A 20541-nucleotide genomic window follows, 5' to 3' on the forward strand; every position below is an offset into this window, starting at 1 on the left:
AATGAGATATGGTTTAAAAATCCGCAACCAGCGAACAGGACGCATGATTGAATTGCGCTCGTTTGCCAAAGTATTTCATCAATTTTCAGGGCGAGCAGATGGCGGTTTCAGGCAGCCTGTACCGTCTTTAACCCATCTACTACGCCCCCATGTGAATGCAGGGCGCGGACACAATTATTCCTATTCTGGCGAATTGTACGCTTACGCTAAACCGATTACGGATTTTGGTTTGAGTAATATGGAGAACGTGTGGCACGCGCTGACACCGATTTTTTACGGAAACATCAATCAGTTAGAAGGTAATGTGAACGATTTGGAAAGTTGTACGCCCACTATGTGCATATACAACCCAGACGACCACCATTTCTATACCAGCCGTTCCGCTGTGCAAAAGCGCAGTGAAGTGCCACCCTATGTGATTGTAGGAGTGTCATATGCCTGAATATGGCTTAAAAATCGGCAACTTACCCCGAATTACGGGCGACCGCCGCATCATGCGCTTGCTGACAATGGGCGACACGCAAGCAGTTTCAGGCAGCCGCCATAAATTCAGGCTGCATTGCCAACACGCTGATTTTTGTGTGTATTTTCGCCCATTGCATCAAGGCGTTGCCACCGCTTCGCAAATTATTCACGCAGTGGGTGGTGGCGTATATGATGCTTATTTTATTGGCTCGCCGTGCCGCGTCTATGTGTACGAACGCAAACACACGCGAGCAGCATCAGGCAAATACGGTATTCAACTGTTTAACAAAAGCGGCAGCGTAGCGTTTGACAATTTGGACGAGCCAATGATGCCACTACCTAATTTGTACATTCCACCGCTTGGGCAAGGCGGCAAAGTGCTGTTGTTTGACGCGGCGACTACGCCTCACCGCGCCGTCAATATGCACGGCAACCGCCTTGCGATGAGTTTAGATTTTTGGCGCGACGAGTACCGCATTTACCGTGATGCCATTTTATTGGAAAACGCCGCATTATTTTATGTTTTTGGTTATAGTACAAATACTTACGCCGCAAGAAACGGCGACGGCATACCGCTAAACTGGACATCTGCCAACCGTTTTGGTGGTTTGAGCAATCAAAAACCCACATCAATCGGCGTATGCAATACGTTTGAACACGGATTTTAATTTTTCTCGTAAACCTGCTTTCAGCCATGAAGCAGGTTTTTTTGTAACCCTTTGAATAAGGAAAATAAAAAAATGGCAAAACATATTATTGGTATTAATTTGAACATCATTGACCCATTGACCGATGCGGAGGTGAATTTCCACACGATTACAGATGTTAATTTTAGCATCACCAACAAAACAACCAACTTAACGATTGCGAGCTATACGCATGAACGCACCTATATTCGTGGTGGCAAACCTGCTGGCGACGGCAAAATGATTACTTTGTACGATGTGCCGCCGTTGGGCGAGTGTTTCTACAAATGGGCATATCAAAAATTGGTTGCACCGATTGAGCCGAACACGACCAATGTCTACGGACAGCTCATTACACCAAATGAGTTTACAGGCGCAGCATTGGTAGAGCGCGAAGTTAAGACAGACAACACGATTGTTGCTGCATAAGGTTTCAGGCAGCCTGAAAGTATGCGGTAAAAATTTTTCAGGCTGCCTGAAAGGAGTATTTTATGAACAAACAAATCAATTGGTTGCAATTTTTAATCGGCTGGCGATTTTTGCCTGAACGCTTGCAAGGCTGGCTGTTTGGCACGGCAACTCGTGCGGTTGAGTGCGTGAGTGCATTGGGGCTCATTGGTTTCGCCCTGGTATTTGCGTTTGACGATGATTTGCTGCACGAGTACCCGATTTACGCCAAATTTAAAGAGCTGCCTGAATGGGTTATCGTTAGCTCTCTGCTGTTGATTGGACTGTTGCAGCTTTGGGCAATGGCGTATCGCTCGCGCCGTAGCAATATTTTAAGCGGCTATATGTTGCTGCTTGCGAGTGGCGCGTGGTTTATGATTTTTATTGCGTTTTCCGCCAGCTATCCACCAGCTAACACGGGTATGGTGCTGCCATTGGTGTTGTCCTTTGTGTGCGGTTTGGCTGGCAAAAACTTGATTGATTTTACGCGAAGAAAAATTCGTGTAAACAATGAGTTAAAAAATAGAAAGGGGGCGTAATGGAATGGCATGTCCTATTTCCTGCTGGCATTATTTTTGCGATGGCTGGCGGCGTAATCGGAGTGTTGGGCGCAACGGAATTGGGACACAGTAGCATTCGGCGTGTGGTCGGCGAAGTGTTGATTTCCGCCATTTTCGCAGCAGCGGTCGCTGAATACCGCTTACCGTTGGAAAAAGTGTGGCTTTGCGGTGGTGCTGGCGTGATTGTCGGACTGATTACAGGCTACGCGCTGGATGCGGTCAAAGCCATTGCGCCCAATTTGATTAATACGGCATTAAGCGGCGGTTTTATCCGTAAAATTTTGCTGCAAATGCTGGATAAAAAGTAATTTTTAACAAGGCTGCCTGAAAGAGGGCAGCCATTTTTATTAAGGAAAAACAAATGACTGAAGAAGTGAAACAAGAATGGGCTGATGAAAACATCGTCAATGTGTATGTAGATGACATTAGCGAAGAAGCGAAAGTACCGCCTGAAGCGCAAGAGCCACCAAAACCATTGCCGAAGCCTGTGGATTTGATTACGCCCAATTTTGCATTGAGTGAATTTACCAAATCTGATACAGCAAATCGTTTGGGCTTGAAAAATATCCCAAATAACCAAGAACGCGCTAATATTAAGCGTGTTGCTGAATGGTTGGAAAAATTGCGTGAATTATTGGCTGAGAAGCATGGTCGCGTGATTCCGATTCGTATCACGTCTGGCTTCCGCTCGGCGGAAGTGAATAAGCGTGTAGGCGGTCGCCCCAATTCCGCCCATCGTTACGGTCTCGCCACTGATATTCAGGCGGTTGGTTTGAGTATCAAACAATTAACATATGATATTTATGAATTTATTGAAGCTGGTAAATTGCCTAGACCAGACCAATTAATCCGCGAAATGCCGAAAGGCGGCGGACAATGGGTACACGTTGGCTTGTCGCACGGGCAACCGCGTGGGCAATACATGGTGTACGAAGTGATTGCTGCTACAGGGCGCAACGGCTATAAAACGGTCGGTGCATTCAAAAATCCTGAATTAGCGTAAAAAAACGGCGACAAACGCGCTGCGGACACAACGCGTTTGCCAGCCTTGCAGGGTATATCTGCGTAGCCTAAAGCCGTCCCTATAGGGATTTTCATTATATAATCATAATGATAGGAGCGCAAATATGACAAACTGCGAACAAGCGTTGCGGTGTCAAAACTGCAACAAAAAATTAGCGATGGCAATGGGTGCATTTACCATCAGTATTAAATGCACCCGTTGCAAATCGCTGAATTTGTTTAAATTTTAATTATCAATAGAGTGCCTAGCGTACTAAATCAGAAAGCCCGTGAGCTTCGGAGTTATGCTATGCACTATTCTCAAGCTCCGTTGCCGTTTACAGGGCAAAAACGGAATTTTCTCAAATTTTTTCAACAAGTTTTAAAAGAAAATATCTCAAATCAAGGTCAAGGTTGGACGATTATTGATGCGTTTGGTGGGTCGGGTTTACTGGCGCATACCGCAAAGCAAACGCTGCCTGAAGCGCGTGTGATTTTCAATGATTTTGACGGTTATACAGAGCGATTGGCGCATATTGATGATACCAATCGCTTGCGTGAGTTGATTTTCAATCGTTTAAATGATTTAAATGTTCCTAAAAATCAAGGCTTAATACCGCAAGAAAAGGCGGAAATTGAAGTCATTATCCACGATTTTGGCGGTTATAAAGATGTGATTAGTTTGGGTTCTTGGCTGCTATTTTCGGGTAGGCAAGTCAATCAATTATCTGATTTATTTAATCAAAACTGGTATCGCAAAATCCGTGAAACACCTTATCCGTCTGCTGTTGGTTATTTGGACGACGTGGAGATTGTGCGGCGTAATGCGCATGAATTACTGCCTGATTTTGTGGATAGTCCGCGTGTATTGTTGGTGCTTGACCCGCCATACGTTTGCACGGAGCAAGGCAGCTATCGGCAAGATGATTATTTTGGCATGGTGCAATTTTTGCGCTTGATGTCGGTGGTACGTCCGCCGTTTGTGTTTTTTAGCAGTACGCGCTCGGAGTTTTTGGCGTATTTGGATTTTGTGATTGAGACAAAACAGGCTGGCTGGGAGCGGTTTGTTGATTATCGTAAGATTAGTATTCATACTTCGCTTAATAAGCAGTCGCGGTATGAGGATAATTTGGTATTTAAGTTTGAGTAGATGATTCAGGCTGCCTGAAAGAGTGTGTGTTTTCAGGCTGCCTTGATTTTTCTTTGATTTTATTGTCAATTTGTATCCAATTTGTACCATTACAACAAAATTATTTTTTATTTCATTGTTTATTTTGAAATTAATTTCATTATCAGTAATTCCTGCCATAGGTGCAAGAATAATTTTGTTTTTCTTGGATAATTCGGTAAGTATATTGTTTTCTTTTTTCATTCTTCACTCATTTTATAGTCGTTTAAAAAACGCAGCAGTATTCCTTATTTTAAACGACTACATTGCATCATGTTTCTCTCATAGAAATTCGGGCGCGAAGCGGATTTTTAAGCAAAAATCTGTTTCACGCCCGAAAAATGCACGCCTTAATCAAAAAATAATAATAATTTCATTATGTAATGATAATTAATGACGCGCTTTGCGACTGGATTTCGTTTGATTTTCTACTGTATTTTCAGGCTGCATTTCTGCAACATAAGGCACAGGCTGGCTTTCTAAACCCCATTCAAATACTTCATCAATCCATTTAACCGCATGAATTTCCAAACCATCTTTGACATTTTGTGGAATTTCCTCCAAATCTTTCACATTGTCTTTTGGGATTAAAACGTGTTTGATGCCACCACGCAATGCAGCCAGCAGTTTTTCCTTCAAACCGCCAATCGGCAACACCTCGCCACGCAAAGTAATCTCACCTGTCATAGCCACATCGGCACGAACAGGGATATTGGTCAATGCAGACACCATCGCTAACGTCATCGCAATGCCTGCGCTAGGTCCATCTTTTGGTGTTGCGCCTTCGGGGACGTGGACGTGAATATCATTTTTCTCATAAAAATCAGGTGCAATGCCCAAACTTTCAGCGCGTGAACGCACCACAGACCAAGCGGCAGAAATAGACTCTTGCATCACATCGCCTAATTTGCCTGTGCGTACAATATTGCCTTTGCCTTTAAGTGCAACTGCTTCAATTGTCAACAATTCGCCGCCAACTTCTGTCCACGCCAAACCTGTTACTTGACCAATGCGGTTTTCGCCAGCCGTTATGCCATAATCAAAGCGTTTTACGCCCAAAAACTCGCCTAAATTATCGCTGTTTACGACTAATTTTTTGACTTTTTTCGTTTTCAGGCTGCCTGAAAGTTCTGTTTTCATCACGGCTTTACGACAAATCTTAGCGATTTCACGGTCAAGCGAACGTACACCAGCTTCTCGCGTGTAATAGCGCACGATGTCGCGTACGGCAGATTCTTCAATTGCCAACTCATCGGCTTTTACGCCATTGCGTTGCATTTGCTTAGGAACAAGATATTGCATGGCAATGTTCATTTTTTCGTCTTCGGTATAGCCAGACAAACGAATAATCTCCATGCGATCCAGCAACGCAGGTGGAATATCAAAACTGTTGGATGTGGCGATAAACATCACATCGCTCAAATCAAAATCCACTTCAACAAAATGGTCGGAAAATTTAGTATTTTGTTCTGGGTCAAGCACTTCTAACAACGCCGCCGCAGGGTCGCCACGAAAATCACTGCCTAATTTGTCAATTTCGTCCAACAAGAACAATGGGTTTTTCACGCCAACTTTAGTCATATTTTGCATGATTTTACCGGGCATTGAACCGATGTAAGTACGGCGATGTCCACGAATTTCGCTTTCATCTTTCACGCCCCCCAACGCCATGCGAACGTATTTACGTCCTGTGGCTTTGGCGATGGATTGACCCAACGAAGTTTTACCCACTCCTGGCGGACCAACCAAACAAAGGATTGGACCTTTCAATTTATCGGTGCGTTTTTGCACCGCCAAATATTCCAAAATACGTTCTTTGACTTTTTCCAAACCGTAATGGTCTTCGTTTAACACCAAATCTGCTTTAGTTAAATCTTTGGAAATACGTGTTTTTTTATTCCATGGCAATTCAATCAGCGTTTCAATATAATTGCGAACGACTGTGCTTTCAGACGACATCGGTGGCATCATTTTGAGTTTTTTGAGTTCAGACAGGGCTTTTTCTTCGCCTTCTTTATTCATTTTTGCGTCTTTGATTTGCTGTTCCAATTTGTCAAAATCGCGTTCATCTTCTTCACCCAACTCTTTTTGAATGACTTTAATTTGTTCATTCAAATAATAATCGCGCTGATTTTTTTCCATTTGGCGTTTGACTTTACCGCGAATGCGTTTTTCCAATTGCGCAATTTCCAATTCACCTTCAATTTGCGCCAACAAAAATTCCATGCGCTCAACAACATCACTCAAATCCAATAATTTTTGGCGTTGATCTAATTTTAATTGCAAATGCGCAGCGATGGTATCCGCCAATTGTCCATTATTTTCAATATCTTGAATACTGTTCACAACTTCAACAGGAATTTTTTTATTGTTTTTAATCAATTGTTCAAATTGACTCAATAGAGTACGGCGTAGGGCTTCTTGATTGTCAGATGAATCTTCGGTTTGCGCCAACATCATCACATTGGCTTGCAAAAATTCGCCAGTATCATTTAATTCAATCACTTGAGCGCGAGATACACCTTCTACCAGCACTTTGATCGTGCCATCTGGTAAATTCAAAACTTGTAAAATTTTGGCAATTGTGCCAGTTTCGTGCAAATTATCCACATCTGGCTCTTCTTCACTACCAATTTTTTGGGCGAGCAAAAACACTGGTTGTTCATGCTCCGATGCAAAACGCAACGCCGCAACCGATTTTGGACGACCCACAAATAATGGCAATACCATATGCGGATAAACCACCATATCGCGCAAAGGCAATGTGGCGAACAAATTGTTTTGTGATGATTTTTTTCTTGCCATAATATTTTTTTCTCTTGATTCGGTACTTGGGTTGGGCGTAGATGGGGAAGATTGATAAAATTTCAAGTTTTCAGCCCAAATATTCCTTCAGGCTGCCTGAAAACATTACCACACAATATTGATTTCATCGGGTGGTGGCGGTAATGTGATGGATTGTGTAGGACTACCTGCACTGATACTGGTTTGCGTAACGGTTGACGACACCCATTGGAAAAATTTAGCAAATGAATTCGCGTCCATCGTATCCAATGAAACCACACAATCAGTCAATTGTTTCAAATAATTGGCATCTGCTTTGGGGCCTGCTGCACACGCCACGATATTCCCAAATCCCAATTGTTTTATTTTCGGAATAACTTCACTGTACACCAGCAAATCGGTGGGTTTACCATCGGTTAAAACAATCAGCATCGGTCGCCAATCTCCTTTTTGATTGGCATTGCCAACAATTCGGTCGCGTTGCACGGCTTGAGCAACTTCTTCCAATACGCCACCAAGAAAAGTTGCGCCACTTTCTGGACACACAATTTCAGGCAGCACCACTTGTTCCAATGGTGTCATCGGCAATACTGTTTTGATTTGGCTATCAAATGTGGTGATGTTCAGATGCACACTTTCCAACGCATAAGGATTTTGGCGCAATGAAGTCATCAAAGCTTGCAAACCCGCGTTCACGGCTTCAATTGGTTCGCCACGCATAGAACCTGACGTGTCAATGCAAATGTATGTGAGTAGTCGGCGCGACATGATTGATTGTCCTTAATAAGTTTTTTGTCTTTTCAGGCAGCCTGAAATTTAATACGGCATATATTCCGCTTTTAGCAAATCCACAAAACGGTCGGTTTCAGCAAATTCACCCACTGCCCGAAACACCCAACCGCCTTGATTATCGCGTTCAGCACGCGCAAAAGTCATGGCACAATGGTTGGCGTTGTCGGTTTTTCCGCCAATTTCGTAACGACAAATCTCACGTCCTTTAGCGTCCAATGCACGGATTTTGGCTTGACTCACACCTGCAAATGACTGTCCGCGCTCTTTGCCCTTAAAAATCACCACCGCGAACACAATTGCCGTGTAATCAGTAGACAAATTGTCCAAATCCACTTCAATGATTTCATCGTCATCATGGTGATTAGAACCTGTGCGATTGTCGCCACTCAAACGAATTTTCCCACTTGGATGAACCAATGAATTATAGAACACCACATCGCCCCCAATCAAAGTCGGACGACCATTATCGCCTAATTGACCCAAATTGCGAACTTTGCCTCGTGCGTCTAACAAAAACGCTACAGCGTCCAAATCGTATGCAGGCGAAGCATTGATAACTTGCCAACCCAAACCGACACGTAAATACGACAAATCAAAACCCGTGTCTTTGCGCAAATTAACGCCCTGCCCTTTTTGTAAAGAAATCGCCATTATTTCAATCCATTAAATCACAATATTAATTTCAGGCGGTGGCGGTGGCAATTCGTCCAAACCACTCACTTCTTTTTTATCATCAATTTTTTGACTGGACACCGAAATGGACGCGGATACCCATTTAAAATACGCTTTAATGGAGTTGGCATCTGCTGTATCCAATGAAACCACGGTTTCGGTGATTTGTTTTAATGTACTGGTATCGGCGTGTGGGCCAGCCGCGCAAGCCACAAAAATTCCCGTTTTCACGGCTTTGATGTCGGCGATGCCTTTGCTAATGCTGTCGGTTGGCGAACCGTCTGACAACAAAAATACCACAGGTTTCCAATCGCCCTTCACTTCCGCACTGCCTTTGACAACTTCGCGATTAATGCAATCTGCCAACAAAGTTAAAGCTCCACCCATGGCAGTTGCGCCATTGGCTTCAATATTGGGAATTTGAAAATTCATTAATTCAGTCAATGGGGTAACTTGTTTGGCTTGGCTATCAAATGTAATGACCGACAAATACGCAGTTTCCAACGCATAAGGGTCTTGGCGCAACGCCGACACCAGCACTTGCAAACCGTTTCGTACCGCTTCAATGGCTTCGCCGTGCATAGAACCAGATGTATCCACCAATAAATAAACAGGTAAACGACGCATCATTTCTTCCTTATCAAATTAAAATAAATGAAATGTTTTTTTAGGCAGCATAAAATCATCAAAATTATTTGACAAAATCATCTTTCAGGCTGCCTGAAACCCAGCTTTACAAATGTGGCAGAATACGTGGAACAATTTTATCAGGTGTAGAACCGATACTGTTTTCGCCGATGGCATGCATTTTCCACTCACCATTGTGGCGATAAACTTTTGCCATGATTTGTGCAGTATGATTGCCTTGCGCTGATAAATTGTAACGCGCAATTTCTTGTCCGTTATCGCCGTTAATTAAGCGACAATACGCATTGGCAACCTCGCTGAAATTTTGCCCTGTGTAATTGCTCACTGTAAACACCAGTGATTTAATGTTGCTGGGAACACGATTGAGTGCTACCGCAATTTGTTCATCATCACCATCACCTGCACCTGTACGGTTGTCGCCAGAATGTTGAACAGAACCATCATTGCTACATAAGTGATTGAAAAACACTACATCTTGCAATACACCCGCATCATCAAATAAAAAACATGATGCATCCAAATCCACTTCTTTTGCTCCCCCACCCAGCAATCCACTCAAAAATCCGCCTGATTTTTTGACCGCGTCCCAACCTAACCCCATAACCACCGAATTTAATTTTGTACCTGATTCTTTTTCCAAAGAAATTTTTTGACCTTTGGTTAAATTCACTGCCATTTTATTACTCCAAATAAAAATTAAACGACCATAAATATTTTTTCAGGCTGCCTGACGTTGACTCGCGACCCACGCCGCAAAACTGTTTATATTCCGCGAACAAATAATCACTTTGCCACTGCCCGAAAATTTCAACACCACACCTTCACTGCTGATGACACTGTTCACCAATGTCCCCAATAACCCTTTGTTTTGTTGCGATGTACTCAAAGAAATTTCATAATTCAAACGACTGTCCCATGCCACCACATGACCGTTATCGATTGTTATCGGATTATTCGGCGACACCTCAAGTGTGAACAACGCACCAAATCCATTAACCGCCAATTGTCCGCGCCCTGCCGTTTGCCCAATGAAAAAACCACCCGTACCAGCCAATAACGCCGTCCCCAGGCTTTGCATTTGCGCGGTAACACTCACACCATCGCTGCTCGCTAAATATACACCATCAGAAATTTTATACTGTACCTGCCCTACTTCCAGCACTTCAATTGCCCCTGGTAAAGTCGGCGCAAGCAAACAATCTCCATCGCCACGAACTGCTTGAATATGTTGTTGAAAAAAACTTTCGCCATTTGCCAAACGTCTCGCCAATGCATTCAAAATACCGCCCTGCATTCGCCCCGTCAAATCCAAATGACTTTCCATCATAACCATCGCATCGCTTTCACACGAAATGCTTTCGCCGCGTTTAAGTGAAACGTGTAAAAATGGATCATTTTCTCCCGTTACGGTAAAAATTGGCATAAAAAATCCTACAATTAAGATTTCAGGCAGCCCGAAAATGAATATGCTCCATTTTCAGGCTGCCTAAATAAATTACACATTCACACCAAAATGTTGTGCCAATGCCGCTAAACCACCTTTAAATCCTTGCCCAACCGCTTTGAATTTCCATTCGCCATTGTAGCGATAAATTTCACCGAAAATCATGGCAGTTTCCACCGAAGCATCTTCCGATAAATCAAAACGCGCAATTTCCACATTGCTTTCGCCATTGACACAACGCACATAAGCATTGGAAACTTGACCAAAATTCTGCCCACGCACATCAGCATCGTGAATCGTTACCGCCAACGCAATTTTGTCTACAGACGGCGGCACCTGATTCAAATTCACTTCAATCACTTCATCATCGCCATCTCCCGCGCCAGTACGATTATCGCCTTTGTGCATCACCGCCCCATTGTCAGACGTGCTTTGATTATAAAAAATAAAATCCGCATCTGAACGTACTTTACCAGACGCATCAAGTAAAAATGCGCTGCCGTCCAAATCAAAATCTGCGCCATCGGTTACACGGACATTCCAGCCCAAACCAATGTGCAATTGTGTTAATGATGGTGCTTCTTTGCTTAAATTGACGTTGCCGCCTTTTTGTAAACTGATTGCCATGCTAACTACTCCAAAAAATGTGAAATGTGAACAGAAATATTCAGGTAGCCTGAACAAAAAATGATGACTCAATCATAACGCAAATATGTATATTCGTATACGCTTTTTCAAGCTGCCTGAAAAAACACTTATTCAATATTTTCCCACCAATTTTCGCGTTGATAATGTTCGCCCGTGTAACGTTCACCCATTTTCGGAACGTGCATGGGTATGCCTTTTTGTCTCGCAGCGATATCAGCCCTACTAATAGATTGTTTCCATGGATTCAAAGCCAAATCAAATACGCCCCAATGAACAGGCAGCAATATTTTGGCGTTTAAATCTTGGGCTGCCTGAACAGATTGTTCAGGGAACATATGCGTTCGTTCCCAACCCAAATTGCCACCGTCAATTTCAATCAACGCATAATCAAATCCGCCGTATTTTTTGCCATATTCAGCAAATTGTTTACCATAACCGCCATCGCCCGCAACAAAAATTTTTTTATTTTTACCTTCAATGGCATAAGCTGCCCACAAAGTTTTGCTACGGTCTCGTCCAGTGCGAGCAGAATAGTGAATGGTGCGTTCAGCGGTAAATTTGATGCTGTCAAATTGCGCACTTTCACCCCAACCAATTTCGGTAATTTTATCGGCTGCCACGCCCCACGATTGCAGCCTTGCGCCTACGCCCAATGGGACAAGAAAACGCATATCACGCTTGGCAAAATCGCGCATGGAATCGGCTTCTAAATGGTCATAATGGTCGTGAGTAATGACAACTAAATCAATTTTAGGCAAGTCTTTACGTGCAATTGGAGCAGCCTGAAAACGTGGCATGACAAAAGGGACAGGCGCAGCATTACCAAATACGGGGTCAATTAATAAACGTTTGCCATCTAATTCCACAATTGCGCTGGCGTGTCCGAGCCAATAGTAAGCAAAATTTTCAGGCTGCCTAAAATGTTGCGTACTTAATTTTTCCATAGGCAGTGGATTTTTCGGGCGATTAGGCGAAAATGGTGCACCGTAAAACAAACCGCGTTTACCTGTGATTTTGTCGGGTTTATAGAATAATTCCACGCCAGAGGTGAACACGCCATTTTGGTAATACGGCAAATGACTAAACCGCGCTGGGTCGGGCAAATCGCCAAAATTACGGTAAGCAATCGCACCGAATGTCGCTACGACTGCACCCAATCCCATGAGAAAAAATAAGGGATATTTGTATCGTTTTTTCATGTTTACCTTGAATATTTTCAGGCAGCCTTTTCACATTTCAATTAAATCGCAGCAATAAACAACGCCACAATACTCAAAAAGCCCACGCCCCACATGGCCGAACGCATCCACGATTTGTCTTGCACATAACACCAAATGAACGCCACACGCGACACGATAAACACAAATGCCCAAAAATTAATCACACCCTGACTGGCATCACCTGTGGCGTGTGCAACAATAACCGCCGCCGCATATGCCGCAAAAGTTTCGTAACCATTTTGTTGGGCGGCGTTGGCGCGAGCAGCTTTACCTGTGGCTTTGGCAAGAAAGTCACGTGGGTCGTGATTATTGGCAGGTGTAAATCCTGCTAATTTTTTGGCGTATGCAGCACAAAACAGATTCAACAAAATAAAAATCAACAGAGTAAAATAAGCAAAAGTCATTTCAAAATCCTATGGTTAAAAAAATAAAAAAACTAACTCATTAAATAGCGGCTTCGTCTTTTTCGCCTGTACGAATGCGGATAATCTCATCTACAGGCAAAATGAAAATTTTGCCATCGCCGATTTTACCAGAACGCGCCACCTCCACAATCACATCAACCACACGCTCCACCATATCATCTGCCAACACCAATTCCAGCTTAACTTTGGGCAAAAAATCCACCGCGTATTCGGCACCACGATATATCTCGGTGTGTCCTTTTTGTCGCCCAAAACCTTTGACTTCAGACACAGTCATACCCGTGATGCCCATTTCGGTCAAAGCCTCACGCACATCATCTAATTTAAATGGCTTAATAATAGCTTCAATTTTTTTCATCATACAATCCTTCATGCTTGATTAATAATCTTTCAGGCTGCCTGATTTTGGCCGAACACGCTATTTTTTTTTCTAATTTTGCGCGAATATTTTTAGCGAACTCGTAAGCCGTTGTGGCATCATCTGCCAATACCGTCAAATGCCCCATTTTGCGCCCTACCCTCGCTTGCATTTTGCCATATAAATGCAAATGCGCCAATGGATTATCCAAAACTGCCCCCCAATTGGGTTCGCTGCCCTCATCACCCCACACATCACCCAAAATATTTGCCATGCAACACGGTTGCAACAGCCGCGTATCTGCGGGTACCAGCCCACACATCAAACGAACCTGTTGTTCAAATTGACTGAATAAACAAGCATCTATTGTATGATGTCCACTATTATGCGGACGCGGTGCGATTTCATTCACAATTAAATCTTGTGTCTCGCCAACCACAAACATTTCTACCGCCAACACACCCACATAATTCAACTCATGTGCCAACCGTACAGCCATTTTACGCGCTTGATTTTGCAAGTTTTCAGACAGCCTAGCAGGAACAAGCGAATACGCCAAAATGCCATTTTCATGAATATTTTCAGCTGGATCAAACGTGGCAATCTGCTCACCGTTTAACCGACAAACCACCACCGAAATTTCAGCTCGCAAATCCACCATTTTCTCCAACACACACGGCACACCACCATGCGTTTGAAATGCCTCGCGTAATTCTGTTAATGTGTGAACACGAATCTGCCCTTTTCCGTCATAACCCAAAGTTGCGGTTTTCAAAATTCCCGACAAATATGCCAAACTGGATTCGTTAATATCATCTAATTTTTCAATAACTTGATAAGGTGCAGTCTGCAAACCTGCTTTGCGAATCCACGATTTTTCCGCAATCCGATTTTGTGCAATCGCCACACAATCACCACTGGGAGACACGCGCGTGTGTTGCGCTAAATCGCGCATGGCTTGCGCGTTTACATTTTCAAATTCGGTCGTAACCGCAGCACATTGCGCCAATTTCGCCAACGCATTCACATCATCAAACGGCGCACACAAATGACAATCCGCAAAACGCGCAGCAGGTGCATTCGGGTCGGGATCCAGCACGGTTACTCGATAACCCATTGTTTTAGCAGCAACAGTAAACATACTACCCAATTGACCACCACCCAAAATCCCCAACATGGCAGGGGGAAAAATTTTGTTTTGAGACATATTTTATTCTTTCAAACGAAAACCTTCGCAATTTGCAAAAGTTCAGGCTGCCTGATTTTTCACATAATCCAACACTTCTTGCGCATGATTTGCCACTTTCACCTTACGCCACTCGTGAACCATTTCGCCAACTTCATTCAACACAAATGTGCTTCGTTCAACACCAATATATTCTTTTCCATACATTTTTTTCAATTTTAATACATCAAATTGACGACAAACCGTCTCATCAACATCACTCAACAATTCAAATTGAAAACCTTGTTTGGTGCAAAAATTTTGATGCGATTTCACACCATCACGCGAAATCCCCACAACCGTATATCCCAACGCCTGAAATTCAGGCAGCAAACGATTAAAATCCAAACCTTCCGTTGTACAACCTGCGGTGTTGTCTTTCGGATAAAAATACACAACTAATGGTAAATGTTCAGCACTTGCCCACATTTCGCCAGATGATGACGGTAAACTAAATTCCATATTAATCAGCCCATGATTTATTTTCAGATTTTATTCATATTTTCATAAAACAAAAGCCGCAAAGTATTTTTCCTAACTTTGCGGCTATCCGTTTTTCAGGCAGCCTGAAACGCAATTATTCTAAACTCAAACTTTCTACACGGTCAAAGATGTGTGTCTCAGAATTACCCTCTTCCCACAATTTTATTTTCAGGCGTAAGTCATTCACGGATTCAGCTTGACGCAAGGCCTCATCATATGAAATGCGGTCTTCGGTGTACAAGCGGAACAAATCTTGGTCAAATGTCTGCATACCGTCTGTACCTGAACGATTCATCAACGCCATTGCTTCCATTAATTCACCTTTGAAAATATGGTCTTGCATCGCAGGAGAGTTAATCAGCAAATCCACAATCGCAGTACGCCCGCCATCTTTCAAACGCGCCAAACGTTGTCCAACAATCCCCACCGTATTCAACGCCAAATCCATTAACACCTGTTGATGACGCTCTTCTGGATAAAAGTTGATAATCCGTTCAATGGTTTGCACAGCATTGTTCGCGTGAATGGTGAAAATACATAAATGCCCTGTTTGCGCCAATTGTAACGCGTATTCCATTGTATGTTCGTTACGCACCTCACCCACACACACCACATCAGGTGCTTGACGCATGGCAGATTGCACTGCCATAGACCAAGAATTGGTATCCGTCCCCAATTCACGTTGGGTAAAAATAGATTTAATGGGTTTGTGCAAATATTCCACAGGGTCTTCAATGGTAACAATATGACCAGCCGAGTGTTTGTTACGCCAGTCTAACATCGCTGCCATAGACGTGGATTTACCCGAACCCGTTGCCCCTGCCAAAATCAATAAACCACGCGGCTGCATCGCCAAATCTTTCAAACCTTGTGGCAATTGTAAATCATCAACCGTCAAAATTTTGGTGGTAATGCGTCGCCAAACCATGCCCACGCGACCTTGCTCATGATAAGCGTTCACACGGAAACGAATGCCACCTGCAGATTGTACCGAATAGTTCAATTCCAATTCTTTATCAAACTTGGCGCGTTGCTCAGGCATCATGGTCGAATACACCAGTGTTTGCGTATCATTTGCAGTCAAAGGCTTAAGCGGTACAGGAAGTAATTCGCCATTAATTTTAAATGATGGCGGAAAACCTGCGCTAATAAAAATATCCGATGCTTGACGCTTTTCACATTCCATTGCCATTTTTTCAAGCAAAGGGTGCAACGTGGTTCCCATCATGCCCATTGAACTGTTGTTATCCATTGATGTCAAAGGCATTTCTTGTTGTGATTTTACCAACATTTCATTGGCGGCTTGACGTGCTTGAGCGCGTTCTTTTGCAGCTAATTCAGGGTGACTGGTTTTATAATCATTAACCAAACCCGACAGTAGCGATGCCACATCTGCTGGCTGTTTGTTTTCGTCCATAATATTAAGACCCATTTATTTTGTTTTCAGGCAGCCTGAAAAACTAGTTAATCATATCAGGGTTAGCAGCTTTAGCACGCGCATCTTCTAACGACACGATGCCACGACGCACCAAATCTTGTAAGCATTGGTCAAGCGTTTGCATACCGTAGTTTTGACCTGTTTGCAATGTAGAGTTGATTTGTGCAATCTTATTTTCACGAATCAAGTTGCGCACCGCAGGAGTAGAAACCAAAATTTCATGCGCGGCAACACGACCTTTACCATCTTTGGTTTTCATCAAAGTCTGAGCAATAACCGCGCGTAACGATTCAGACAGCATAGAACGCACCATCTCTTTTTCGCCTGCTGGGAACACGTCAATAATACGGTCTACGGTTTTGGCGGCAGATGTGGTGTGCAATGTACCGAATACCAAATGCCCTGTTTCAGCAGCAGTTAACGCCAAACCAATGGTTTCGGGGTCGCGCATCTCGCCCACCAAAATAATATCGGGGTCTTCACGCAAAGCCGATTTCAACGCATTGGCAAAACTGTGGGTGTGTTCATGCAATTCGCGTTGATTTACCAAGCATTTTTTGGATTGATGCACAAATTCAATTGGGTCTTCAATAGTTAAAATATGCCCAGATTCATTTTGGTTCACATAGTCAATCATCGCTGCCAGCGTGGTGGATTTACCCGAACCTGTTGGTCCTGTTACCAACACCAAACCACGCGGCGTATCTGCAATTTTTTGGAACACGCGTGGCGCTTTCAATTCTTCCAAAGTCAAGACTTTGCTCGGAATGGTACGGAATACGGCCGCCGGCCCACGATTGGTATTGAACGCATTCACACGGAAACGCGCAATATTGGGCAATTCAAACGAAAAGTCGGTTTCCAAATTTTGTTGATAGTTTTTGCGCTGCAAATCATTCATCACAGAACTAATCATGTTACCCACGTCTTCTGCATTCATTTCAGGCAAGTTGATGCGGCGAATATCACCGTGTACACGAATCATCGGTGGCAAGCCCGCAGACAAATGCAAGTCTGATGCTTTATTTTTCACACCAAACGCGAGTAAATCGGTAATTTGCATAGACATATTTTGTAACCTTAAAAATAAATTATTGATGAAATAAGAATAAGGGGTATTGTAAAGAAATTTAAGTAACTTGATAAGAGTTCAAATTCAAATAGATGAATTTTTTTTTAAATTGTGGGTTTCCACACACAAGGCAGCCTGAAAATATTTATGACTCACGCCGCAATGCTGGCGACACCGCTAAAATCGCATTCAAAATACTTTCGCCCAAACGCAATGAACGCTGCCCACTCCAACCAAAATCATCGTCTGGTAGATTGGCGTTGTCTTTGAATGGCATCTCCAATGTATACGCCAAGCACTTGAATTCATTGCCCACATAATGCGTTGCCAAAGTCATATTGGCTTGATTGGGCAAATCTTTTTCATAGCCAAATTCATCTTGAAAATCGGGCGAGGCTGCCTGGAAAGCGGCTTTGAATTGATTTTGCAATTGCTCAATACGCGTGTTGTAATTTGGCACACCTTCTGTCCCCGCCACAAACACATACGGAATAGACTCATCACCATGAATATCCAAGAATAAATCCACACCTATTTCGTGCATTTTTTGGCGCACGTAATAAACTTCGGGACTTTTTTCTACGCTAGGCTCAAGCCATTCACGATTCAAATTTGCGCCAGCCGCATTGGTACGCAAATTACCCAAAAATGCACCATCAGGATTCATGTTCGGCACAATATAAAATGTGGCGCGATCCAACAAAGCACGCGCTGTTGGGTCTTGCGAATCCAGCAAACGCATCAACAAACCTTCTATAAACCATTCTGCCATCGTCTCGCCAGGATGCTGACGCGCCGTTATCCAAATTTTCAAATCGCTTTCGGCTTGGCTGCCAATGGTTAACAAATTAATGTCGCGCCCTTGCACGGTGCTGCCCAAATCATCAATTTGACACAGACCGCTGCCTTGTGCTTCGCCCAACAAATTTAAATGTTGTTCGTGTGAATATGGTTCAAAATACGCATAATAAATGCTGTTTGCCAGCGGGGTGTGTTCAATCGTAAACACGCCATTTTCGTAACGTGATGGCACGCGGAACCAGTTTTGGCGGTCATACGATGCCACTGCCTGATAATCTTCCCAGCCTTCGGGATAAGCTGATTGGGCAGCATTTTCAAAATTCATCGTGCAACGCGTGTACGCCGCACCTTGCAAACGAAAATAAAACCATTGTGCAAATTCAGACGCGTTGTCAGGACGCAACGCCAAACGAATATTATCAGGATGAGTTAAATCTTTAACAAAAATAGAACCTGCGTCAAATTGTGTGGTGATTTTCATGTTTTGTCCTTATTTTTCAGGCTGCCTGAATTGGTTGGATTTATTGTTAAATGTTAATCAGGCTGCCTGAAAAATTGAAATTATTGAATTTTATAAAAAGTTTCGCCAGATTGAATATAGTGAAGTTGATTACGTGCAATTTCAGTAACCGCATCATAGCTGTTTTTCAAATCATCAACTTCGGCTTTGAGTGCTTCATTTCGTTCCACCAAAGCTTGATTTTGTGCATCGGCGGCTTCGGCTTTTTGTTTCATGGTTTCGTATTGATTGCGCAATCCGCCGTTGTGAAACCAAATTTGGTATTGTAAACCCAAAAACACAACTGTTAATACGATGGAAATATATTTCATTGTTATCCTACTTTTTTATTGGTGAGACAGCCTGAAAAATCAGTGTAACTTGTTTTCAGGCTGCCTTTATTATTTTAATTTTAACGTTTTACTTGATAAAACGCTTCTACACCAGGGTAGTAAGCTGATTCACCCAATTCTTCTTCAATGCGCAACAATTGGTTGTATTTTGCCATGCGGTCAGAACGGCTTAACGAACCTGTTTTGATTTGCATACAATTGGTTGCGACGGCCAAATCAGCGATGGTGCTGTCTTCGGTTTCGCCCGAACGATGACTCATCACGCTGGCATAACGATTGCGTTTGGCCAAATCCACGGCTTTCAAGGTTTCGCTTAACGTACCGATTTGATTCACTTTGACCAACAATGCATTGGCCACATTTTCTTTGATGCCTTGTGCCAAAATTTTTGGGTTGGTAACAAATAAATCATCACCCACCAATTGAATACGGCTACCTAATTTTTGGGTTAAATATTGCCAACCTGCCCAGTCATTTTCGTCCATGCCGTCTTCAATGGAAATGATGGGGTATTTGTCCACCAAATTGACCAAATAATCCGCAAATTCTTCGCTGGTATAAGATTTGCCTTCCGCGCTCAAGTGGTATTTGCCACCTTCGTAGAATTCACTGGAGGCGCAATCCAATGCCAGCAACACATCCTCACCAGCTTTATAACCTGCTTTTTCAATGGCTTCCATAATTAATTGCAAAGCTTCTTCGTGGCTATTTAAATTTGGTGCAAAACCACCTTCATCGCCTACTGTGGTTGGAAAACCCTTGCTATCGCACAATTTTTTCAACATATGAAAAATTTCTGCACCACAACGCAAAGCTTCACGGAATGATGCTGCACCCACAGGCATAATCATAAATTCTTGAATATCTAAACTATTGTTAGCATGCTCGCCGCCATTGACCACATTCATCATCGGTACAGGCAACGCCATGGGCCCAGCACCACCCAAATAACGATACAACGGCAAACCAGCATCCTCAGCCGCCGCACGCGCCACCGCCAAAGAAACCGCTAACATCGCATTTGCACCCAAACGCGCTTTGGTATCGGTGCCATCTAAATCAATCATGATTTGGTCAATGTAGCTTTGTTCACTGGCATCAATGCCAATCAGGGCTTGAGCGATTTCATTGTTCACGTGTTCAACGGCTTTCAACACGCCTTTGCCCAAATAGCGAGATTTGTCGCCATCGCGTAATTCTAAGGCTTCTTTTTCGCCAGTAGATGCGCCACTGGGGACAGCTGCACGACCCATTACACCACTTTCCAACAACACATCACATTCCACCGTCGGATTACCGCGTGAATCCAAAATTTCGCGGGCAACAATATCAATAATTGCACTCATCATTT

At 43.3% G+C, this 20541-nt stretch carries 25 protein-coding genes; 8 read left to right on the forward strand and 17 right to left on the reverse strand.

Annotated features, from left to right (window positions below; all coding sequences use genetic code 11):
- Position 1 precedes the first annotated feature (1 nt).
- The 8 genes from BWP33_RS09555 to BWP33_RS09590 all read left to right on the forward strand — a co-directional run bounded on the left by BWP33_RS09555 (position 2) and on the right by BWP33_RS09590 (position 4310).
- Positions 2 to 442 (forward strand): hypothetical protein, encoded by a 441-nt coding sequence (locus BWP33_RS09555; RefSeq protein WP_002641527.1) that lies wholly within the window; start codon positions 2 to 4, stop codon positions 440 to 442.
- A complete protein-coding gene (locus tag BWP33_RS09560; RefSeq protein ID WP_002641526.1) occupies positions 435 to 1133 on the forward strand; it encodes a hypothetical protein in 699 nt (232 codons plus the stop codon). The genes BWP33_RS09555 and BWP33_RS09560 overlap by 8 nt, the downstream gene beginning before the upstream one ends.
- A 72-nt stretch (positions 1134 to 1205) precedes the next feature.
- Complete coding sequence (locus BWP33_RS09565; protein WP_002641525.1) at positions 1206 to 1580, forward strand: hypothetical protein; 375 nt, start codon at positions 1206 to 1208, stop codon at positions 1578 to 1580.
- A gap of 62 nt (positions 1581 to 1642) precedes the next feature.
- A complete protein-coding gene (locus tag BWP33_RS09570) occupies positions 1643 to 2137 on the forward strand; it encodes a hypothetical protein (protein WP_002641524.1) in 495 nt (164 codons plus the stop codon).
- Positions 2137 to 2466, forward strand: coding sequence for a hypothetical protein (locus BWP33_RS09575; protein WP_002641523.1), 330 nt, complete (start codon positions 2137 to 2139; stop codon positions 2464 to 2466). The genes BWP33_RS09570 and BWP33_RS09575 overlap by 1 nt, the downstream gene beginning before the upstream one ends.
- Before the next feature lie 53 nt (positions 2467 to 2519).
- Positions 2520 to 3161, forward strand: coding sequence for a D-Ala-D-Ala carboxypeptidase family metallohydrolase (locus tag BWP33_RS09580; protein WP_002641522.1), 642 nt, complete (start codon positions 2520 to 2522; stop codon positions 3159 to 3161).
- Between the two features lie 124 nt (positions 3162 to 3285).
- Positions 3286 to 3411 carry a Com family DNA-binding transcriptional regulator gene (locus BWP33_RS13325; protein ID WP_002641521.1) on the forward strand — a complete coding sequence of 42 codons (126 nt, stop codon included), beginning with the start codon at positions 3286 to 3288 and terminating at the stop codon, positions 3409 to 3411.
- 59 nt (positions 3412 to 3470) lie between these two features.
- Positions 3471 to 4310, forward strand: a complete 840-nt coding sequence (locus tag BWP33_RS09590; RefSeq protein WP_002641520.1) for a DNA adenine methylase — start codon at positions 3471 to 3473, stop codon at positions 4308 to 4310.
- Positions 4311 to 4718: 408 nt separating this feature from the next.
- Here the strand turns inward: BWP33_RS09590 and lon are convergent, their stop codons facing one another.
- From lon to eno, 17 genes are all read right to left on the reverse strand, one after another.
- Positions 4719 to 7133 (reverse strand): endopeptidase La, encoded by a 2415-nt coding sequence (gene lon / locus BWP33_RS09595; RefSeq protein WP_002641519.1) that lies wholly within the window; start codon positions 7131 to 7133, stop codon positions 4719 to 4721.
- 105 nt (positions 7134 to 7238) lie between these two features.
- Positions 7239 to 7880, reverse strand: coding sequence for a vWA domain-containing protein (locus BWP33_RS09600; protein WP_002641518.1), 642 nt, complete (start codon positions 7878 to 7880; stop codon positions 7239 to 7241).
- A gap of 48 nt (positions 7881 to 7928) precedes the next feature.
- Positions 7929 to 8555 carry a TerD family protein gene (locus BWP33_RS09605; RefSeq protein WP_002641517.1) on the reverse strand — a complete coding sequence of 209 codons (627 nt, stop codon included), beginning with the start codon at positions 8553 to 8555 and terminating at the stop codon, positions 7929 to 7931.
- Between the two features lie 12 nt (positions 8556 to 8567).
- Entirely contained in the window at positions 8568 to 9206 is a 639-nt protein-coding gene (locus BWP33_RS09610) for a vWA domain-containing protein (protein WP_224451220.1), read from the reverse strand.
- Between the two features lie 103 nt (positions 9207 to 9309).
- Positions 9310 to 9900, reverse strand: a complete 591-nt coding sequence (locus BWP33_RS09615) for a TerD family protein (protein WP_002641515.1) — start codon at positions 9898 to 9900, stop codon at positions 9310 to 9312.
- 42 nt (positions 9901 to 9942) lie between these two features.
- A complete protein-coding gene (locus tag BWP33_RS09620) occupies positions 9943 to 10647 on the reverse strand; it encodes a TIGR00266 family protein (RefSeq protein ID WP_002641514.1) in 705 nt (234 codons plus the stop codon).
- A 72-nt stretch (positions 10648 to 10719) separates the two neighbouring features.
- The gene (locus tag BWP33_RS09625) at positions 10720 to 11295 is read right to left on the reverse strand and encodes a TerD family protein (protein ID WP_002641513.1); all 576 of its coding nucleotides are present in this window, start codon (positions 11293 to 11295) and stop codon (positions 10720 to 10722) included.
- Between the two features lie 128 nt (positions 11296 to 11423).
- Entirely contained in the window at positions 11424 to 12515 is a 1092-nt protein-coding gene (locus BWP33_RS09630) for an MBL fold metallo-hydrolase (protein WP_002641512.1), read from the reverse strand.
- A gap of 41 nt (positions 12516 to 12556) precedes the next feature.
- Complete coding sequence (locus BWP33_RS09635; RefSeq protein ID WP_002641511.1) at positions 12557 to 12940, reverse strand: MAPEG family protein; 384 nt, start codon at positions 12938 to 12940, stop codon at positions 12557 to 12559.
- 40 nt (positions 12941 to 12980) lie between these two features.
- Positions 12981 to 13319 (reverse strand): P-II family nitrogen regulator, encoded by a 339-nt coding sequence (locus BWP33_RS09640; protein WP_002641510.1) that lies wholly within the window; start codon positions 13317 to 13319, stop codon positions 12981 to 12983.
- A complete protein-coding gene (locus tag BWP33_RS09645) occupies positions 13306 to 14526 on the reverse strand; it encodes a 5-(carboxyamino)imidazole ribonucleotide synthase (protein WP_002641509.1) in 1221 nt (406 codons plus the stop codon). Before BWP33_RS09645 ends, BWP33_RS09640 begins: the two co-directional genes overlap by 14 nt.
- A gap of 42 nt (positions 14527 to 14568) precedes the next feature.
- Positions 14569 to 15006, reverse strand: coding sequence for a peroxiredoxin (locus tag BWP33_RS09650; protein WP_002641508.1), 438 nt, complete (start codon positions 15004 to 15006; stop codon positions 14569 to 14571).
- A gap of 115 nt (positions 15007 to 15121) precedes the next feature.
- Positions 15122 to 16294: a PilT/PilU family type 4a pilus ATPase gene (locus BWP33_RS09655; RefSeq protein ID WP_280522805.1), complete on the reverse strand. Its 1173-nt coding sequence runs from the start codon at positions 16292 to 16294 to the stop codon at positions 15122 to 15124.
- A gap of 193 nt (positions 16295 to 16487) precedes the next feature.
- The gene (locus BWP33_RS09660; RefSeq protein WP_211206386.1) at positions 16488 to 17528 is read right to left on the reverse strand and encodes a type IV pilus twitching motility protein PilT; all 1041 of its coding nucleotides are present in this window, start codon (positions 17526 to 17528) and stop codon (positions 16488 to 16490) included.
- A 154-nt stretch (positions 17529 to 17682) separates the two neighbouring features.
- Entirely contained in the window at positions 17683 to 18819 is a 1137-nt protein-coding gene (locus BWP33_RS09665) for a M14 family metallopeptidase (protein WP_002641505.1), read from the reverse strand.
- An 80-nt stretch (positions 18820 to 18899) separates the two neighbouring features.
- A complete protein-coding gene (locus BWP33_RS09670) occupies positions 18900 to 19169 on the reverse strand; it encodes an FtsB family cell division protein (RefSeq protein WP_002641504.1) in 270 nt (89 codons plus the stop codon).
- An 80-nt stretch (positions 19170 to 19249) separates the two neighbouring features.
- Positions 19250 to 20536, reverse strand: coding sequence for a phosphopyruvate hydratase (gene eno / locus BWP33_RS09675; RefSeq protein WP_002641503.1), 1287 nt, complete (start codon positions 20534 to 20536; stop codon positions 19250 to 19252).
- Positions 20537 to 20541 lie beyond the last annotated feature (5 nt).

It is taken from the genome of Simonsiella muelleri ATCC 29453 (genome assembly GCF_002951835.1).
Taxonomy (GTDB): domain Bacteria; phylum Pseudomonadota; class Gammaproteobacteria; order Burkholderiales; family Neisseriaceae; genus Simonsiella; species Simonsiella muelleri.

What these genes read in the sequence shown, in the direction of transcription:
- BWP33_RS09555 (WP_002641527.1), top strand. Translation starts at nt 2, where the DNA reads ATGAGATATGGTTTAAAAATCCGCAACCAGCGAACAGGACGCATGATT.
- BWP33_RS09560 (WP_002641526.1), top strand. Translation starts at nt 435, where the DNA reads ATGCCTGAATATGGCTTAAAAATCGGCAACTTACCCCGAATTACGGGC.
- BWP33_RS09565 (WP_002641525.1), top strand. Translation starts at nt 1,206, where the DNA reads ATGGCAAAACATATTATTGGTATTAATTTGAACATCATTGACCCATTG.
- BWP33_RS09570 (WP_002641524.1), top strand. Translation starts at nt 1,643, where the DNA reads ATGAACAAACAAATCAATTGGTTGCAATTTTTAATCGGCTGGCGATTT.
- BWP33_RS09575 (WP_002641523.1), top strand. Translation starts at nt 2,137, where the DNA reads ATGGAATGGCATGTCCTATTTCCTGCTGGCATTATTTTTGCGATGGCT.
- BWP33_RS09580 (WP_002641522.1), top strand. Translation starts at nt 2,520, where the DNA reads ATGACTGAAGAAGTGAAACAAGAATGGGCTGATGAAAACATCGTCAAT.
- BWP33_RS13325 (WP_002641521.1), top strand. Translation starts at nt 3,286, where the DNA reads ATGACAAACTGCGAACAAGCGTTGCGGTGTCAAAACTGCAACAAAAAA.
- BWP33_RS09590 (WP_002641520.1), top strand. Translation starts at nt 3,471, where the DNA reads ATGCACTATTCTCAAGCTCCGTTGCCGTTTACAGGGCAAAAACGGAAT.
- lon (WP_002641519.1), bottom strand. Translation starts at nt 7,133, where the DNA reads ATGGCAAGAAAAAAATCATCACAAAACAATTTGTTCGCCACATTGCCT.
- BWP33_RS09600 (WP_002641518.1), bottom strand. Translation starts at nt 7,880, where the DNA reads ATGTCGCGCCGACTACTCACATACATTTGCATTGACACGTCAGGTTCT.
- BWP33_RS09605 (WP_002641517.1), bottom strand. Translation starts at nt 8,555, where the DNA reads ATGGCGATTTCTTTACAAAAAGGGCAGGGCGTTAATTTGCGCAAAGAC.
- BWP33_RS09610 (WP_224451220.1), bottom strand. Translation starts at nt 9,206, where the DNA reads ATGATGCGTCGTTTACCTGTTTATTTATTGGTGGATACATCTGGTTCT.
- BWP33_RS09615 (WP_002641515.1), bottom strand. Translation starts at nt 9,900, where the DNA reads ATGGCAGTGAATTTAACCAAAGGTCAAAAAATTTCTTTGGAAAAAGAA.
- BWP33_RS09620 (WP_002641514.1), bottom strand. Translation starts at nt 10,647, where the DNA reads ATGCCAATTTTTACCGTAACGGGAGAAAATGATCCATTTTTACACGTT.
- BWP33_RS09625 (WP_002641513.1), bottom strand. Translation starts at nt 11,295, where the DNA reads ATGGCAATCAGTTTACAAAAAGGCGGCAACGTCAATTTAAGCAAAGAA.
- BWP33_RS09630 (WP_002641512.1), bottom strand. Translation starts at nt 12,515, where the DNA reads ATGAAAAAACGATACAAATATCCCTTATTTTTTCTCATGGGATTGGGT.
- BWP33_RS09635 (WP_002641511.1), bottom strand. Translation starts at nt 12,940, where the DNA reads ATGACTTTTGCTTATTTTACTCTGTTGATTTTTATTTTGTTGAATCTG.
- BWP33_RS09640 (WP_002641510.1), bottom strand. Translation starts at nt 13,319, where the DNA reads ATGAAAAAAATTGAAGCTATTATTAAGCCATTTAAATTAGATGATGTG.
- BWP33_RS09645 (WP_002641509.1), bottom strand. Translation starts at nt 14,526, where the DNA reads ATGTCTCAAAACAAAATTTTTCCCCCTGCCATGTTGGGGATTTTGGGT.
- BWP33_RS09650 (WP_002641508.1), bottom strand. Translation starts at nt 15,006, where the DNA reads ATGGAATTTAGTTTACCGTCATCATCTGGCGAAATGTGGGCAAGTGCT.
- BWP33_RS09655 (WP_280522805.1), bottom strand. Translation starts at nt 16,294, where the DNA reads ATGCCTTTGACATCAATGGATAACAACAGTTCAATGGGCATGATGGGA.
- BWP33_RS09660 (WP_211206386.1), bottom strand. Translation starts at nt 17,528, where the DNA reads ATGCAAATTACCGATTTACTCGCGTTTGGTGTGAAAAATAAAGCATCA.
- BWP33_RS09665 (WP_002641505.1), bottom strand. Translation starts at nt 18,819, where the DNA reads ATGAAAATCACCACACAATTTGACGCAGGTTCTATTTTTGTTAAAGAT.
- BWP33_RS09670 (WP_002641504.1), bottom strand. Translation starts at nt 19,169, where the DNA reads ATGAAATATATTTCCATCGTATTAACAGTTGTGTTTTTGGGTTTACAA.
- eno (WP_002641503.1), bottom strand. Translation starts at nt 20,536, where the DNA reads ATGAGTGCAATTATTGATATTGTTGCCCGCGAAATTTTGGATTCACGC.